At 66.5% G+C, this 13,845-nt stretch carries 15 protein-coding genes; 5 read left to right on the top strand and 10 right to left on the bottom strand.

Translation table 11 applies throughout. The features are described from left to right. Positions 1 to 121: 121 nt before the first annotated feature. The 4 genes from IPU70_RS21250 to IPU70_RS21235 form a co-directional block, all read right to left on the bottom strand. Positions 122 to 1,285, bottom strand: a complete 1,164-nt coding sequence (locus tag IPU70_RS21250) for an ABC transporter substrate-binding protein (RefSeq protein WP_013392181.1) — start codon at positions 1,283 to 1,285, stop codon at positions 122 to 124. Positions 1,286 to 1,528: 243 nt separating this feature from the next. Continuing rightward, positions 1,529 to 2,086, bottom strand: coding sequence for a biotin transporter BioY (locus IPU70_RS21245; protein WP_207470054.1), 558 nt, complete (start codon positions 2,084 to 2,086; stop codon positions 1,529 to 1,531). 41 nt (positions 2,087 to 2,127) lie between these two features. Then, complete coding sequence (locus tag IPU70_RS21240) at positions 2,128 to 2,724, bottom strand: energy-coupling factor transporter transmembrane protein EcfT (RefSeq protein WP_207470046.1); 597 nt, start codon at positions 2,722 to 2,724, stop codon at positions 2,128 to 2,130. Continuing rightward, entirely contained in the window at positions 2,721 to 3,398 is a 678-nt protein-coding gene (locus tag IPU70_RS21235; RefSeq protein ID WP_207470044.1) for an energy-coupling factor ABC transporter ATP-binding protein, read from the bottom strand. Before IPU70_RS21235 ends, IPU70_RS21240 begins: the two co-directional genes overlap by 4 nt. 52 nt (positions 3,399 to 3,450) lie before the next feature. On the opposite strand from IPU70_RS21235, the gene msrB reads away from it, so the two are divergent. From msrB to IPU70_RS21215, 4 genes are read left to right on the top strand one after another with little or no spacing between them, the layout of a single operon-like run. Beyond that, positions 3,451 to 3,849 carry a peptide-methionine (R)-S-oxide reductase MsrB gene (msrB, locus tag IPU70_RS21230; RefSeq protein WP_013392177.1) on the top strand — a complete coding sequence of 133 codons (399 nt, stop codon included), beginning with the start codon at positions 3,451 to 3,453 and terminating at the stop codon, positions 3,847 to 3,849. Beyond that, positions 3,850 to 4,428, top strand: a complete 579-nt coding sequence (locus tag IPU70_RS21225; RefSeq protein ID WP_013392176.1) for a septation protein A — start codon at positions 3,850 to 3,852, stop codon at positions 4,426 to 4,428. A gap of 59 nt (positions 4,429 to 4,487) precedes the next feature. Beyond that, positions 4,488 to 4,757: a BolA family transcriptional regulator gene (locus tag IPU70_RS21220; protein ID WP_013392175.1), complete on the top strand. Its 270-nt coding sequence runs from the start codon at positions 4,488 to 4,490 to the stop codon at positions 4,755 to 4,757. Positions 4,758 to 4,774: 17 nt separating this feature from the next. Continuing rightward, positions 4,775 to 5,551 (top strand): peptidylprolyl isomerase, encoded by a 777-nt coding sequence (locus IPU70_RS21215; protein ID WP_173143485.1) that lies wholly within the window; start codon positions 4,775 to 4,777, stop codon positions 5,549 to 5,551. Positions 5,552 to 5,634: 83 nt separating this feature from the next. On the opposite strand, the gene IPU70_RS21210 is transcribed toward IPU70_RS21215, so the two are convergent. The 4 genes from IPU70_RS21210 to IPU70_RS21195 are packed head-to-tail and all read right to left on the bottom strand — an operon-like array spanning position 5,635 to position 9,647. Next, positions 5,635 to 6,624 (bottom strand): alpha/beta fold hydrolase, encoded by a 990-nt coding sequence (locus tag IPU70_RS21210; protein WP_207470042.1) that lies wholly within the window; start codon positions 6,622 to 6,624, stop codon positions 5,635 to 5,637. Positions 6,625 to 6,633: 9 nt separating this feature from the next. Beyond that, entirely contained in the window at positions 6,634 to 7,479 is an 846-nt protein-coding gene (locus IPU70_RS21205; protein ID WP_207470040.1) for a TauD/TfdA family dioxygenase, read from the bottom strand. Positions 7,480 to 7,496: 17 nt separating this feature from the next. Then, positions 7,497 to 8,645: a Xaa-Pro peptidase family protein gene (locus IPU70_RS21200; protein WP_207470038.1), complete on the bottom strand. Its 1,149-nt coding sequence runs from the start codon at positions 8,643 to 8,645 to the stop codon at positions 7,497 to 7,499. A gap of 21 nt (positions 8,646 to 8,666) precedes the next feature. Then, the gene (locus IPU70_RS21195; protein WP_207470036.1) at positions 8,667 to 9,647 is read right to left on the bottom strand and encodes a tripartite tricarboxylate transporter substrate binding protein; all 981 of its coding nucleotides are present in this window, start codon (positions 9,645 to 9,647) and stop codon (positions 8,667 to 8,669) included. A 149-nt stretch (positions 9,648 to 9,796) separates the two neighbouring features. On the opposite strand from IPU70_RS21195, the gene IPU70_RS21190 reads away from it, so the two are divergent. Next, on the top strand, positions 9,797 to 10,591 hold the full coding sequence (locus IPU70_RS21190; protein WP_207470035.1) for an IclR family transcriptional regulator C-terminal domain-containing protein: 795 nt from the start codon (positions 9,797 to 9,799) through the stop codon (positions 10,589 to 10,591). A 24-nt stretch (positions 10,592 to 10,615) separates the two neighbouring features. Here the strand turns inward: IPU70_RS21190 and ligA are convergent, their stop codons facing one another. Together ligA and IPU70_RS21180 are read right to left on the bottom strand one after the other, a co-directional pair. Next, a complete protein-coding gene (gene ligA, locus IPU70_RS21185) occupies positions 10,616 to 12,727 on the bottom strand; it encodes an NAD-dependent DNA ligase LigA (protein WP_207470033.1) in 2,112 nt (703 codons plus the stop codon). Next, positions 12,728 to 13,807, bottom strand: coding sequence for a cell division protein ZipA C-terminal FtsZ-binding domain-containing protein (locus tag IPU70_RS21180; RefSeq protein ID WP_207470031.1), 1,080 nt, complete (start codon positions 13,805 to 13,807; stop codon positions 12,728 to 12,730). It abuts the gene before it with no gap. Between the last annotated feature and the right edge of the window lie 38 nt (positions 13,808 to 13,845).

Raw genomic sequence — 13,845 nt, 5'->3', positions numbered from 1 at the left:
GCCGCACCCGGGACACTGATACGACACACCGGCCGGAAAGGCCGGTGCGAAGCATTGCTGGGGTGCCGCGCGGCGGGCGCCGCCGCGCTTTGCGCACCCTTGGATCGGGCGATCCTGGGGATTACAGGCCGGGCTGGTAGACCCACTTGCCGCCTTCCACCTTGACCATCACGCGCGAGCGCTCGTCAAAGCCGGCGTGGTCCGTCGGCGACATGTTGAACACGCCTTGCGAGGCGGCCAGGTCCTTCACGCCTTCCAGGGCGTCGCGCATGGCGGCGCGGAACTCCGGCGTGCCGGGCTTGGCGCCCGACTTCAACGCCACCGGCAGTGCGGCCACGACCAACTGGCCGGCGTCCCACATGTGGCCGCCGAACGTGTTGGTGGAACCGGCGCCGTTGGCTTTTTCGTAGGCCTCCACATAGGCCAGGGCCGATTTCTTGACCTGGTTGCTGTCCGGCAATTGAGCCGCGACCAGCAGCGGGCCGGCGGGCAGCAGCATGCCGTCGCAGTCCTTGCCGCAAACGCGCAGCACGTCGTTGTTGGCGGCGCCGTGCGTCTGGTAGATGGTGCCGCCGTAGTTGCGGGCCTTCAGTTCCTTCTGCGGCAGGGCCGACGGGGTGCCGGCGCCGGCGATCAGGATGGCGTCGGGCTTGGCGCCGACCAGCTTGAGCACCTGGCCCGTCACGCTGGTGTCGGTGCGGCTGTACTTCTCGATGGCGACGATTTCGATGCCCTTGGCCTTGGCGGCCTTTTGCATCACATCCAGCCAGCCGTCGCCGTAAGCGTCGGCAAAGCCGATGAAGCCCAGGGTCTTGACCTTGGACTTGGCCATGGCGTCAGCCAGGGCGCCGGCCATCAGCGCGTCGTTCTGCGGGGTCTTGAAGACCCAGCGGCGCTTGTCGTCCACGGGTTCGACGATCTTGGCGCTGGCGGCGACGCTGATCATCGGCACCTTGGCTTCGGCGGCCACGTCGACCATGGCCAGCGAGCCCGGCGTGACCGAGGTGCCGATCAGCACGTCGACCTTGTCGTCGGTGGCCAGCTTGCGCGAGTTCTTGACGGCTTGCGTCGTGTCGGTAGCGTCATCCAGGACGATCCATTCGATCTTCTGGCCGGCCACTTCCTTGGGCAGGAGGGCCACGGTGTTGCGCTCGGGGATACCCAGCGACGCGGCGGGGCCGGTGCTGGACACGGTCACGCCGACCTTGACCTGGGCGCTCGCCAGTAGCGGCAGGGCCAGGGCAATGGCGGCAGCCGCCGCGGACAAGCCGAAGTGCTTGCGCATATTTTTGTCTCCTGTGGTGGCTCTTGTGCGCCTCGGTCGAGGCTAAGGCGAGCCTAGTTAAAGTTATACAGAAAAAAATATTATAGGGTTAAAACAGTATCAGATGACGATGCGCAACTCCGGTAATTCCCTGATGTGCTACCCAAAACACGTTTTAGCAAACGCATTCGTTAATGGCGAACTTGTACTAGATAAGTTCGCCAGCCGTCAGTTGGGGGATTCCCTTGGAAAGCGGCGCGCGTCTCAGCGCCCCAACATCGGCCACACGCGCTCAACCCGCGACGCCACCCAGGCCGCGACCACGGCCTTGGCCAAGTCGCCGGGCAGGAATACAGCTACCGCCATCGCAGCCTTGGCCAAGCCCATCTTCGTCACCGCGGCCAGCCATGGCACGCCGCAGGCGTAGACCACGGCGATGCCGCCGACCACGCATGCGAGCACATAGCCGGCGAACTTCGCCCAGCCGCCAACGGCGCGTCCCGCGAGGCTGCGCGCCAGCCAGCCTGTCACGAAGGCGCCCACTACCAGGCCGACGAGGAAGCCGCCCGTTGGCCCGAAGAAGGCGCCCAACCCTCCCCGGCCGCCCGGCAGCACGGGCAGCCCGACCGCCGCCAGCGCCAGGTACAGCAGGCAGGCCAGCGCGCCACGGACGGGTCCGAGCATCGCGCCCGCCAGCATGGCCCCCAGGGTCTGCAGCGTGACCGGCACCGGAATTGCCGGCAGCGGAATCGGCGGAATCAGACTCAGGACCACGATCAGCGCCGCGAACAGCGCAATCAGCACGGTATTACTGGATTTCACGGTTTTTTCCCCTTTGGGAGATGGAACAGGGCGCGCGGCCCTCAGTGGCTGCGCGCGTCTATTGCTTCGGATACTTCCTGCGCCCTTTTCAGCGTCAGGACGATCAAGGGCACGATCAGCGCCACGGGATTGGCGCCCAGCCCGCGGGCCGCCTGCGCTTCGCGGATTTCCTGGAAGTTGCGCCAGATCTCGGGCACGAAACGCAGGGCCAGCGCCAGGGCCAGCGCGACCTTGCCGGCATCCACCAGCCGCATGCGTTCAAGCGGCATCAGCGCCTTTTCGCAGACGGCGATCAGATCGGACGTGCGGGTGGCGAGCGTGACCGCCAATGCCAGCCCTACCATCGCCGCCACGCGCAGCAGCACGGCCAGCGCCTCCATCCCGCCCTGGAACCAGGCGGTGAACGCGCCGATGGCCACCAGCACCCAGGCCAAGCCCTTGATTTGCCGCCAGACGGCGATCGCGGCGACACCCGTCGACCAGACCAACACGGCGGCGACCAGGAAGGCCGGCGCCAGCCAGCGCGGGTCGCGCAACAGGAACAGGCCCGCGCCCGCCGCCATCAGCGCCAGCAGCTTCAGCCACGCCGGCAGCCGGTGCAGGAAGGAGTCGCCCGCGACGTACAACGGTTCCATCATGCGCAGTGCTCCCGGTACCAGCGCAGCGCCGCGGCCGGCTTGTCGTCGGCCGCGATATTGCCGTCGCGCACCACCACGACACGGTCGAAATCCTCCAGCAGCTCCAGATCGTGGCTGACGACGATGGCGTCATGGGGCAGGCCCGCGATGGCGTCGCGCACGCGATTGCGGTTGCGCAGATCCAGCTGGGTGGTGGGTTCGTCGAACACGATCAGCGCCGGCTCCATCACCAGCACCGCGGCCAGCGCCACCAACTGGCGTTCACCGCCGGACAGTGTGTGGCTGGTCCGGTCCGCCAGATGGCCCACGCCCAGGTGGCTCAATTGGGCATCGATGCGGGCCTCGCGTTGTTGCCGGTCCGGGGCCAGATGCTTCAGGCCGAACGCCAGGTCCTCGCGGACGATGGGGAAGACGATCTGATTTTCGGGATTCTGGAATACGAAACCGACCTGGCGACGGACGGCCTTCAGGTCGCGGCGGGTGTCCAGCCCGCCCACCCTGACGCTGCCGGCGGAAGGCAGCACCAATCCGTTGATCAGCCGCGCCAGCGTGCTCTTGCCGGCGCCATTGGGGCCGACGATGCCGATGCGGCGTTCGGCCAGCGTCAGGCTCACCCCATTCAGCACTTGCGCCTGGGGCGTGGAAACAACCGCCTGGTCAAACTCGATTAACATGGGGCGGGATTATGCCCGAACCATTTCGGGCATCGGGACTCCAAGAGCTCATATGGACAAAGTACGAAAATCCGACGCCGAATGGCGTGCCCAGCTTTCCCCCGAAGAATACGTCGTCACCCGTGAAAAGGGTACCGAACGGGCCTTCACCGGGCGCTACTGGAATACGTTCAGCCACGGCATCTACCGCTGCGTGGGCTGTGGCACGGCGCTGTTCGCTTCCGACACCAAATTCGATGCCGGCTGCGGCTGGCCCAGCTATTTCCAGGCGCTGGATCCGGAACTGGTGCGCGAAGAACGCGACACCACCCACGGCATGGTCCGCACCGAAGTGCTGTGCAACGTCTGCGACTCGCACCTGGGACACGTCTTCCCCGACGGCCCCGAGCCCACCGGACTGCGCTATTGCATCAATTCCCTGTCGATGACGTTTGAACCCATAGAAGACTGAATGAAGAAGTTCCTGTTCGACCTGTTTCCGCTGTTCCTGTTCTTCATTGCCTATCGGTACACGGACATTTTCATCGCCACGGGCGTCGCCATGGCCGCGGCCGTGCTGCAGATCGTCTGGCTGAAGGCGACGGGCCGCGCCACCGAGGCCATGCACTGGATCAACCTGACCGTCATCCTGGTATTCGGCGGGGCCACGATCTGGCTGCACAGCGATGTCTTCATCAAATGGAAGCCCACGGTGCTGTATTGGCTGTTCGGCGGCGCGCTGGTGTTTGCACGCCTGCTGTTCGGCCGCAACCTGATCCGCCGCCTGATGGAAAAGCAGATCCAGCTGCCTGACGCCGCCTGGGAGCGGCTGAACCTGGTCTGGGCCGGCTTCTTCCTGATTGCGGGCGCGCTCAACCTGTATGTGGCGTTTTCCGGCCATTTCACCGAATCGCAATGGGTCAGCTTCAAGGCCTTCGGCCTGATGGGCCTGATGGTGGTCTTCGTGATCGGCCAGTCGATCTGGCTGGGCAAGCACATCCAGACGGAGGATCAGGCCCCCTCCTCCGACACCCCGCCCCGCCAGCCCTGAAGCCATCCGATTCCCCGGCCGGCGCCCTCTGCCCGCGCCGGAACTAAACCTATACCTCCATGTCAGACACCACCGACCGCATTTCCCTGATCCGGGAGCGGCTAGCCGTCCTGGAACCCGTCAGCCTGGACATCCTGGACGACTCGCATTTGCATGCCGGCCACGAAGGCAGTAAAAACGGCGCCGGCCACTATCGCGTGATCATCGTAGCGCCTTGCTTTGCGGGGCTCTCGGCCGTTGCGCGGCATAGGCTGGTGTATCATCATTTGCAAGATTTGATCCCCTATCCGATTCATGCGCTTGCGCTAGATGCCCAGGCTCCCAAATAGAAAGTAAAAGGATATTCATGAAACGCATCGTCATGCTGGCTGCAGCCTGCGTCATCGCCGTGCCGGCTTTCGCTCAGAACGTGGCTACCGTCAACGGCAAGGCCATTCCGCAAAAGAGCCTGGATCAATTCGTCAAGCTGCTGGTCAGCCAGGGCGCCACCGATTCGCCGCAACTGCGCGAACAGGTCAAGCAGGAAATGATCAACCGCCAGATCTTCGTGCAAGCCGCCGAATCCAGCGGCATCGCCAAGCAGGCCGACGTCCAGACCGAAGTCGAGCTGGCCCGCCAAGGCATCCTGGTCCGCGCCCTGATGGCCGACTACCTGGCCAAGCACCCGGTGTCGGATGCCAAGGTCACGGCTGAGTACGAGAAGATCAAGAAGGAACAGGCCGGCAAGATGGAATACAAGGTCCGCCACATCCTCGTCGAAGACGAGAAGACGGCGAACGACCTGCTGGCCCAGATCAAGAGCAACAAGAGCAAGTTCAACGACCTGGCCAAGAAGAACTCCAAGGACCCTGGCAGCGCCGAAAAGGGTGGCGACCTGGGTTGGGCTCCCCCGACCAACTACGTCCAGCCGTTCGCGCAAGCCGTGACGCAGCTGAAGAAGGGCGAACTGGTCGACAAGCCGGTGCAAACCCAGTTCGGCTGGCACATCATCATGGTCGACGACACCCGTCCGGTGGAATTCCCGCCGCTCGACCAGGTGCGCCCGCAGTTGGAAGAAATGCTGCGCCAGCAAACCCTGGCCGACTACCAGAAGGAACTGCGCGAAAAGGCCAAGATCCAGTAAGCCTTGCCGCACAGATGAAAAATGCCCGCGCAAGCGGGCATTTTTTCGCCTGCATTTCCTGGGCTGGGCCGGCTCCCCGCCCGCTAGGTCAGCGCCTGCCTCAGATAGGCATTCCAGAGAGGCCCCTCCAGCAGCGGCGACAGGTGGCCGTAGCGTCCGGCCACGCTGACCTGAACGACATTGCCAGGATACGGAAGCTGCGCCTGGACGTCCGGGTCATCCGGCGCGAACAGCTCGTCCGACGCGCAACGCAGCCAGCGCACGGGCGTGGACGAAGCCAGCAACGCGCCGCGCGCGTCGTAGCGGCAGGCCGACGTCCTGAGCGCCGCCATGGACCAGGGCGAGAAGCGCGCCGCCCAGGCCCCTGCCTCGGCCCGCAGGCGCGGCTCCAAGTCGGACTCGCCGGCGGCGGCCAGCCACCGGGCATAGCCGTAGCGGCGCAAGGTCGCGCAGCGCAGTTCGACCCATTCGTTCCACGCATCCGCATCTTCCGAGTCAATCGCAGCAGCGAGTCGCCGCAGGCGCTGCGCGTCCGCCATGCTGCCGCCGCCGCGCGGCGCCGAGGCCAGCGCCACGACCCGTCCGACAGGTAGCGGCGCGGCCACTGCCCATTGGAAGGCCTGGTAGCCGCCAAAGGAATAGCCCACCACGGCATCCAGCCGTTCGACGCCGATCGCGCGCAGCCATTCCCTCTGCAGGCGCACGCCATCGGCGATCGATACGGCTGGAAACGCGCTGGCCGCGGCGCCGGTCGGCGCGCTGCTGCCAAAGCACGATCCCAGCGCGTTGGGCGCCAGCACGCAGGTGTCGCGCGTGTCCAGCGCCGCCCCCGGCCCCAACCAGGGGCTGGCCCAGCCGGCATCGGGATAGACCTCCCCCTCGTCCGTCCTCAAGGCCTGCTGGCTGCCCGATATGCCATGCAGCAGCAACACCACGGCACGCGCGCGCTCTGGCGGCGGGCCGTAGCGGGCCCAGGCCAGCCGGGCTGGCGCCAAGGCCTCGCCACTGTCCAGCGGCAGGGAGTCGACCTGCGCCACGCCAGCGGCATGATCGATGAGCTGGTTTGCGGCCACCGGCGGCTCCTAGACGGGACGCTCGCCCATGACCGTCGTGCGGTAGATCGTGCGTCGCATATTGGCCGGCAGTTCGCGGGTGGTGGCCTTGTGCATCACGCAGCGGTTGTCCCACATGACCACGTCGCCCGGTTCCCATTGCAGCGCGTACTGGTACTTCTCCTGCGTGCAATGCGCGAACAGGCGCTCGAGCAGTTCCTGGCTGCCCGCCTCGCCCCAGCCGGATACCTCGGCGGTCATGCCGGGATGCACATACAGCGCTTTGCGGCCCGTCTCCGGATGCGTGCGCACGATGGGGTGCTCCACGTCGGGCGTGCCTGCCAGTTGGCTGGCGTCCATCTTCACCTGGGTGCCCTCCTCGGCCCTGGTGTTCTTGGGCCGGTAGCGGTGCACTGCCTGCAGGCCCGCCAGCTGGGATTGGACGGTGCCGTCCAGTTCCTCGTAGGCCCGGTACATATTGATGAACAAGGTGTTGCCGCCTTCCGGCGGTATCAGCTGGGCATTGAGGATGGTGGCCTTGGCCGGACATTCGCGGAAAGCGAAATCCGAATGCCAGTAGGAACCGCCATCGGCGATGCCTGCCGGCACGCCGTTCTTGACCTCGTTGGACAGCACGAATATCTCGGGATACTCAGCGTGGTTGTACTGGGCCAGCACGTGGATATCCAGCTCGCCCAGGCGGCGGCTGAAGCGCAGCTGGCCTTCGGGCGACAGGCGCTGGTTCTTGAAAACCAGCAACTGATGGCGCAGGAACAGCGCGTTCACATCCTCGAACGCCGCGTCGTCCAGCGTTTCCAGATCCACGTCATGCACGGCCGCGCCGATCAGCGGGCTCAGGGGTATCGCTTTCATCATGGAGCTCCTGCCTAGGTTCAGGGAAGACGGTGCACGCGGGCCTCGGTGCGCACCAGCGGCTCCGCGCCGTGCTCGCCGATCAACACCGGGTACTCCAGCCGCATGCCGCCCAGGCCCGGACGGTACAGGTGCGTACCCAGAGCCACCACCATGCCGGGCGTGACGAGGTCGCGGCTGCGCAGGTTGATGAAGGGCCGGGTACGCGCGCAGGTGCCCAGGCCATGGCCGAACAGGGGCAGGCCGAACTCGCTCAAGCCATGCTTTTCGAACACGGCGATGCCACGGCTGGCGCACTCCGCTATCGGCCGGCCAGGCGTCAGGGACGCGAGCATGGTCTGCGCAGTCTCTTCCCAGCAATCGATCAGCTTGCTCTGGGCCGAATCCGGCTTGCCCAGGAACACGGGCAAGGCGGTATCCGCCATGTAGAGATCCAGCAGCGGATGCAGGTCCAGGATCACGAATTCGTTCGGCCGGATGGCGCGGTCGGTCGCCTGCTGGGTCACGCCCCGCAGGAAACCCGTGCGCTCGCCCGCGCCGACTTCGGTGCCGCCGGTCACGGCCCAGGACCATGTGCTGCCCCGCCGCCGGATCGCGCGCTCGATCTCGCCGGCGATCTCGTTCTCGGTCGCCCCGGCCCGCACCGCGTTCATGCCCTGCTCGAAGCCGTAGTCCGATACCTCCGCCGCATGGCGCAGGCGCTCGATCTCGGCCGCGTCCTTGATCAGCATGACGTCGTCGATCACGTCCACGCCGTTCTCGAACTTGATGTCGGGCAGGTGGCTGGTCAGGTCGAAGTATTCCGCGGCCGTCAGCATGCCCGGCGCTACCTGCGCCGCCCCCGGGTGCGACAGGTCCAGCGCGACCTTGCCCCGCGTCAGCCCGTGGTGCTCCAGACGCTGGCGTATCAGTTGCGGAAAGTCCGAGAACTCGAACTCGTACATTTCCATCTGATGGCCTTCGGCCCGCACGCGCGAGGCGTCCATGGCCCAGTAGATGAATTCGCAATGCCCGTCGGCGGTGACCAGCACGGCGCCGCGCCAAGGCATGAACGCGCCGCTCAGGTAGTGCAGCGCGCCCTGGCGGGTGCCCAGGTAGGCGTCAAAGCCGAGTTCGCGCGCGTGCTGGGCGACGCGCTTGCGGCGGGCCTGAAAATCGATGGACTGCATGTGTCACTCCTCTTTGGGGATTCAGGAAACCGATGCGCCGGAAGCCTTGACCACGGGCGCCCATTTCCCGGTTTCGTCGGCGGTGAAGCGGGCAAAGTCGTCGGGCTTGCTGGCTACAGGGTCGGCGGCCTGAGACACCAATTGCTCCCGCACGCGGGGATCGGCCAGCGCCCGGGCGATTTCCTGCTGCAGGCGTTCGACGATGGGGCGCGGCGTGCCTGCGGGCGCGAACACGCCTATCCAGGACGTCATGGCGTAGCCAGGCAAGGTTTCGGCCACGGTCGGCACGTCGGGCGCGGCCGGGGAACGCTGCGGACCGGTCACGGCGATGGCGCGCAGCTTGCCGGCCTTGATCAGGGGCTGGGCGATGACCAGGCTGTCGAAGGCCAGGTCGGCCTGCCCACCGATCACGTCGGTGAGCGCGGGCAGGCTGCCCTTGTAAGGGATGTGCTGCATCTGCACGCCCGCCATCTCGTTGAACAGCTCGCCGGACATGTGCATCGAAGTGCCGCTGCCGCCCGAGGCGCGGTTGAGCTTGCCGGGGTTGGCTTTGGCGTAGGCGATCAGGTCCGCCACCGAGTAGATGGGCAGCTTGGGGTTGACCACCACGACCAGTGGATACGACACGACCTGCGTTACCGCCGCGAAGTCCTTCAGCGGCTGGAACGGCATGGACTTGTACAGGGTCTGGTTGATGGCATTGGTGCCTATCGTGCCCATCAGGATGGTGTAGCCGTCCGGCGCCGCCTTGGCCACGGCGTCCGCGCCGATGTTGCCGCCCGCTCCGGGCTTGGCCTCGACGATGACCGACACGCCCATGCTCTGGGTCATGCGTTCAGCCAGCAGGCGGGTGACGATTTCAGTGGGCCCGCCGGCCGCGGCGGGTACCACGAAGCGGATCGGTTTGCTGGGATAGGCCTCGGCCGCGCTGGCGGCGGAAGTGGCCGCCATTCCCGCCGCCAGGGCGCATGCGCCCAAGGCGCTCAGTAGTCTCCTGCACATGGCATGTCTCCGTTGTTGCGGGACGTACCGGGCGTGTGCCCTGGTCGACCCATCTAATTAACGAACAATTGTTCGCTAATTGGCATTTTATGGAGATTGCGGCGGATGTCAAACTACAATCGAACTTCCAACGACAAGACCGCCGATACATGGACACGACATTGCCGGAACCGAAAGAAAGGAAAGAGGAGTTTCTGGACAGCCTGGCCAATGGCCTGCAATTGCTGCAGATCTACGCCACGGGCGTGGCCAGCGTGACCGTGCAGGAGGCCGCCGAACAACTGGACGTGACGCGCGCGGCGTCACGGCGCATCCTGCTGACGCTGGAAAAGCTGGGCTATGTGCGCCAGGACGGCAGGGATTTCTCGCCCACGCCCAAGGTCATGGACCTGGGATACGCCTATTTCGCTTCGCTCAGCCTGCCCAAGCTGACCCGCGCGACCATGCGCGAAGTCGCGCAAACCGTGGGAGAAACCTGCTCGCTGGGCGTGCTGGACCGGCAACACGTCGTGTTCCTGGCGCGCGAGGAAGGCCCCAAGCTGCTCAAGCTGGACCTGTCGGTAGGCAGCCGCCTGCCCGCCTACGCCCATTCGCTAGGCCGCACGCTGCTATCCACGCTGGATGACGAGGCGCTCGACGAGTATCTGGAAAACGCGGACCTCAAGCGCCTGACGCCCTACACGACGGTGTCGCGCAGCGCCCTGCGCAAGCTGATCCGGCAGGTGCGCGAGGACGGCTACTGCATTTCGGTCAGCGAATTGGTGGACGGTTTCGCGGGCGTGGCCGTGCCGCTGTACAACCACGAGGGCAAGGCCGTGGCGGGCCTGAGCGTCAGCATGGTGCTCGGATCGCGCGAACCCGAGGAATTGAAGCGGCAGCATCTGCCGGCCTTGCAGCGCGCGGCCGCCGCCATACGCGACATGATGCCGCGCAGCACCATCTGATTTGGATTTGGCGGCCGGGCGGCCTCAGCCGCCCTGCTCGCCCAGCAAGGCTTTCAGCCCATCTTCATCCAGCACCGCCACACCCAATTCCTGGGCCTTGGCGAGCTTGCTGCCGGAATCTTCGCCAGCCACCAGATAGGCCGTCTTCTTGGACACCGAGCCGCTGACCTTGCCGCCGGCGGCCTGGATGCGCATCGAGGCTTCTTCGCGCGTCCAGTTGGGCAGCGTGCCAGTCAGCACGAAGGTCTTGCCGGCCAGGGTGGTCGCTTGCGGCGCCGCCTCGGCCACGGGGTCCACGCCCTGCGCCTTGAGCTGTTCGATCACATCGCGGTTGTGCTGCTCGGCGAAGAAGCGGCGAATCGAGGCCGCCACCACCGGACCCACATCAGGCACGGAGGACAAGGCGTCCTCATCGGCGTCCATGATGGCGTCGATGCTGCCGAAATGGCGCGCCACGTCGCGCGCCGTGGTCTCGCCCACATGGCGGATGCCCAGCGCGTACAGCAGGCGGTTCAAGGCCGGCGCGCGCGCCTTGTCGATGGCGGCCACCAGGTTGTCGGCGGACTTCTGGCCCATGCGGTCCAGCCCCACCAGCTCCAGCGGGCGCAGGCTGTACAGGTCAGCCAGGGTCTTGACCCGGCCGCTGTCGACCAGTTGGTCCACCAGCTTCTCGCCCAGGCCTTCGATGTCCAGCGCCTTGCGGCTGGCGGCGTGCCAAAGCGTCTGCTTGCGCTGCGCGCCGCAGAACAGGCCGCCAGTGCAACGCGCGATGGTCTCGTCTTCCAGGCGTTCGATGGCGGAGCCGCAGACCGGACAGGCCGTGGGCATGACGAACTCGCGGGCGTCGCCCGGCCGCTTTTCCAGCACCGGGCCCAGCACTTCGGGAATCACGTCGCCCGCGCGGCGCACGATGACCGTATCGCCGATGCGCACGTCCTTGCGGCGGATCTCGTCTTCGTTGTGCAGCGTGGCGTTGGTGACGGTGACCCCGCCCACGAACACCGGCTTCAGGCGCGCGACGGGCGTGATGGCGCCGGTGCGGCCCACCTGCACCTCGATGTCGAGCAAGGTGGTGGTGGCCTCTTCGGCGGCGAACTTGTGCGCCAGCGCGAAGCGCGGCGCACGCGCCACGAAGCCCAGCACCTTTTGCGCCGGCAGCGAGTCCACCTTGTAGACCACGCCGTCGATGTCATAGGGCAGCTCGGGCCGCAACTTGCCGACCTTGGCATAGAAGGCCATCAGGCCCTCGGCACCGCTGGCGCGGTGGTTGTGCTTGACGTTGACCGGCAGGCCCAGCGAGGCCAGCCAGTCCAGCATGGCGCCGTGGGATTTCTCGGGCAACTGCGAGGCCTCGGCCGCGCCCGCCGACGCTTCGGCGAACAGGCCGCCTTGCGTGCCCGCCGCCAGGCCCTGGACCTCGCCCCAACCATAGGCAAAGAAACGCAGCGGCCGCTTGGCGGTGATGCGCGGATCCAACTGACGCAGGCTGCCCGCGGCGGCATTGCGCGGATTGACGAAGACTTTTTCGTCGCGCTTGGCCTGGGCCTGGTTCAATTTTTCGAAGTCGGCGCGGTTCATCAGGACTTCGCCGCGGACTTCCAGCACCCTGGGGAACGTCCCCTTGAGCTGCAGCGGAATCGCCTTGATGGTGCGGATGTTCGAGGTGACATCCTCGCCGGTCTGGCCGTCGCCGCGGGTGGCGGCCTGCACCAGCCGGCCGTCCTCGTAGCGCAGGCTGATCGCCAGCCCGTCCAGCTTGAGTTCGCAGAAGTAATCGGCTTGCTGCGCCGGACCCAGCAAGCCTGCGCCGCGCAACGTGTCGGTGACGCGCCGGTCGAAAGCCGCCACGTCCTCTTCGTCGAAGGCGTTGCCCAGGGACAGCATGGGTACCACGTGCCGCACGCTGCCAAAGGCGGAGACAGGCGCCGCGCCCACGCGCTGCGTGGGTGACTCCGGCGTCACCAGTTCCGGGTGCTCGGCCTCCAGGGCCTGCAATTCGCGCATCAGTCCGTCGTACTCGGCATCCGAGATCGACGGCTCATCGTAGACGTAATAGCGAACGTTGTGCTGTTCGATTTCGGCGCGCAAGCGCGCCGCGGCCTGCGCCGCGCTTTCACCGCCAGACTTGCTGTTCATTTACGCAAACACCCGTTGGGCGCGTTCGCTGCCGGCGGGCAGGCCCGCTTGTTCAAGTTGGCCGAACAGCACCTGGAGCCGTTCGTCGATCACCGTTTCCGAACCATCAGCCAGCGGCTTGCCCTGGTCGTCGACCAGGTCCGCGCGCAGACGGGTGGCCAGATCGCGGCCCACATCGACCATGCGGCCGAAGGCGCGGGCGTCCGCCGGGCTGCAAGGCACGTCCAGCAGCAGATACAGGCGTTCGATTCCGCCCATGCCGGCATCAAAGGCCGCGCCGTCGCCGCGCGCCAGCGTGAAGCGGGCCACGCCGTTTTCCGCCGGCCAGGCCAGGCGGTTGCCGTCGGCGACGAAACCGAGGTCGCGCGCCACGGACAGGACCTCGGCGGCGGGCTGGGCTGCGCCCAGCAGCAGAGTCAGGCCGACCTGGGTGTCCAGGGCGGCGCAGGTGTCGTCCAGACGGGCGCCTTGCTCAAGCACGGCCTGCTGGTCCGGACCTTCGATGGTGGCATCGAAACGTTCGGCCATGTCCTGGGCGCGGGCCCAGGCTTGGGACCATTCGATGGCGGTCAGCGGACCGCTGCGGTTGGCCAGCAGCACGGCCAGTTGCATGGACGCATAGGATTCGCCGGCGTGGACGCGCGCGCGGTGGCGGCGCTGGTCGGTTTCGGCGAACACGCGCATGGGCTTGCGGCCGACGTGGCGCAGGCTTTGCATGTAGGGCAGCAGATCGGCGCCGCGCACGGCTTCGGCGAAGTTGATCTCGATGACCACCTCGCAGGCGGGATCGGGCTCTTCGGTATCGTCGGCATCGCTGCCGGGGTCGACCGGGGCCGGCTGGCCGGGCTGGGCACGGGGGGCATCCCCGCCCATGCCGGGTTCGCGCCGCGCCGCCGCGGCGCCCGCTGCCGACGAAGCGCCGGCTGCCGCGCCAGCGCCCAACAGCGGATCCTGTTCGGTGGAGGGGAAATGGGTCTGCATCTTGCGCCGGACCCGCCGGTCCTGCCACCAGTTGAATCCCAGCACCAGCAGTATCAGCAATACGCCCAGGGCTATCAGCCCGATCTGCAAATCACTCATGTATAAATCCCGCGCCGAAACCCCGACGCCCTTCTGAA

The sequence above is a fragment of the Achromobacter sp. SD115 genome, assembly GCF_017355315.1.
Classification (GTDB): Bacteria; Pseudomonadota; Gammaproteobacteria; order Burkholderiales; family Burkholderiaceae_B; genus Achromobacter; species Achromobacter xylosoxidans_B.
The sequence above is the reverse complement of the archived record's forward strand: the minus strand, read 5'-3'. Positions and strand labels throughout refer to the sequence as shown.

Coding starts and splice junctions, on each gene's coding strand:
- IPU70_RS21250 (WP_013392181.1), bottom strand. CDS start 1,285: ATGCGCAAGCACTTCGGCTTGTCCGCGGCGGCTGCCGCCATTGCCCTG.
- IPU70_RS21240 (WP_207470046.1), bottom strand. CDS start 2,724: ATGATGGAACCGTTGTACGTCGCGGGCGACTCCTTCCTGCACCGGCTG.
- IPU70_RS21235 (WP_207470044.1), bottom strand. CDS start 3,398: ATGTTAATCGAGTTTGACCAGGCGGTTGTTTCCACGCCCCAGGCGCAA.
- msrB (WP_013392177.1), top strand. CDS start 3,451: ATGGACAAAGTACGAAAATCCGACGCCGAATGGCGTGCCCAGCTTTCC.
- IPU70_RS21225 (WP_013392176.1), top strand. CDS start 3,850: ATGAAGAAGTTCCTGTTCGACCTGTTTCCGCTGTTCCTGTTCTTCATT.
- IPU70_RS21220 (WP_013392175.1), top strand. CDS start 4,488: ATGTCAGACACCACCGACCGCATTTCCCTGATCCGGGAGCGGCTAGCC.
- IPU70_RS21215 (WP_173143485.1), top strand. CDS start 4,775: ATGAAACGCATCGTCATGCTGGCTGCAGCCTGCGTCATCGCCGTGCCG.
- IPU70_RS21205 (WP_207470040.1), bottom strand. CDS start 7,479: ATGATGAAAGCGATACCCCTGAGCCCGCTGATCGGCGCGGCCGTGCAT.
- IPU70_RS21200 (WP_207470038.1), bottom strand. CDS start 8,645: ATGCAGTCCATCGATTTTCAGGCCCGCCGCAAGCGCGTCGCCCAGCAC.
- IPU70_RS21195 (WP_207470036.1), bottom strand. CDS start 9,647: ATGTGCAGGAGACTACTGAGCGCCTTGGGCGCATGCGCCCTGGCGGCG.
- IPU70_RS21190 (WP_207470035.1), top strand. CDS start 9,797: ATGGACACGACATTGCCGGAACCGAAAGAAAGGAAAGAGGAGTTTCTG.
- ligA (WP_207470033.1), bottom strand. CDS start 12,727: ATGAACAGCAAGTCTGGCGGTGAAAGCGCGGCGCAGGCCGCGGCGCGC.
- IPU70_RS21180 (WP_207470031.1), bottom strand. CDS start 13,807: ATGAGTGATTTGCAGATCGGGCTGATAGCCCTGGGCGTATTGCTGATA.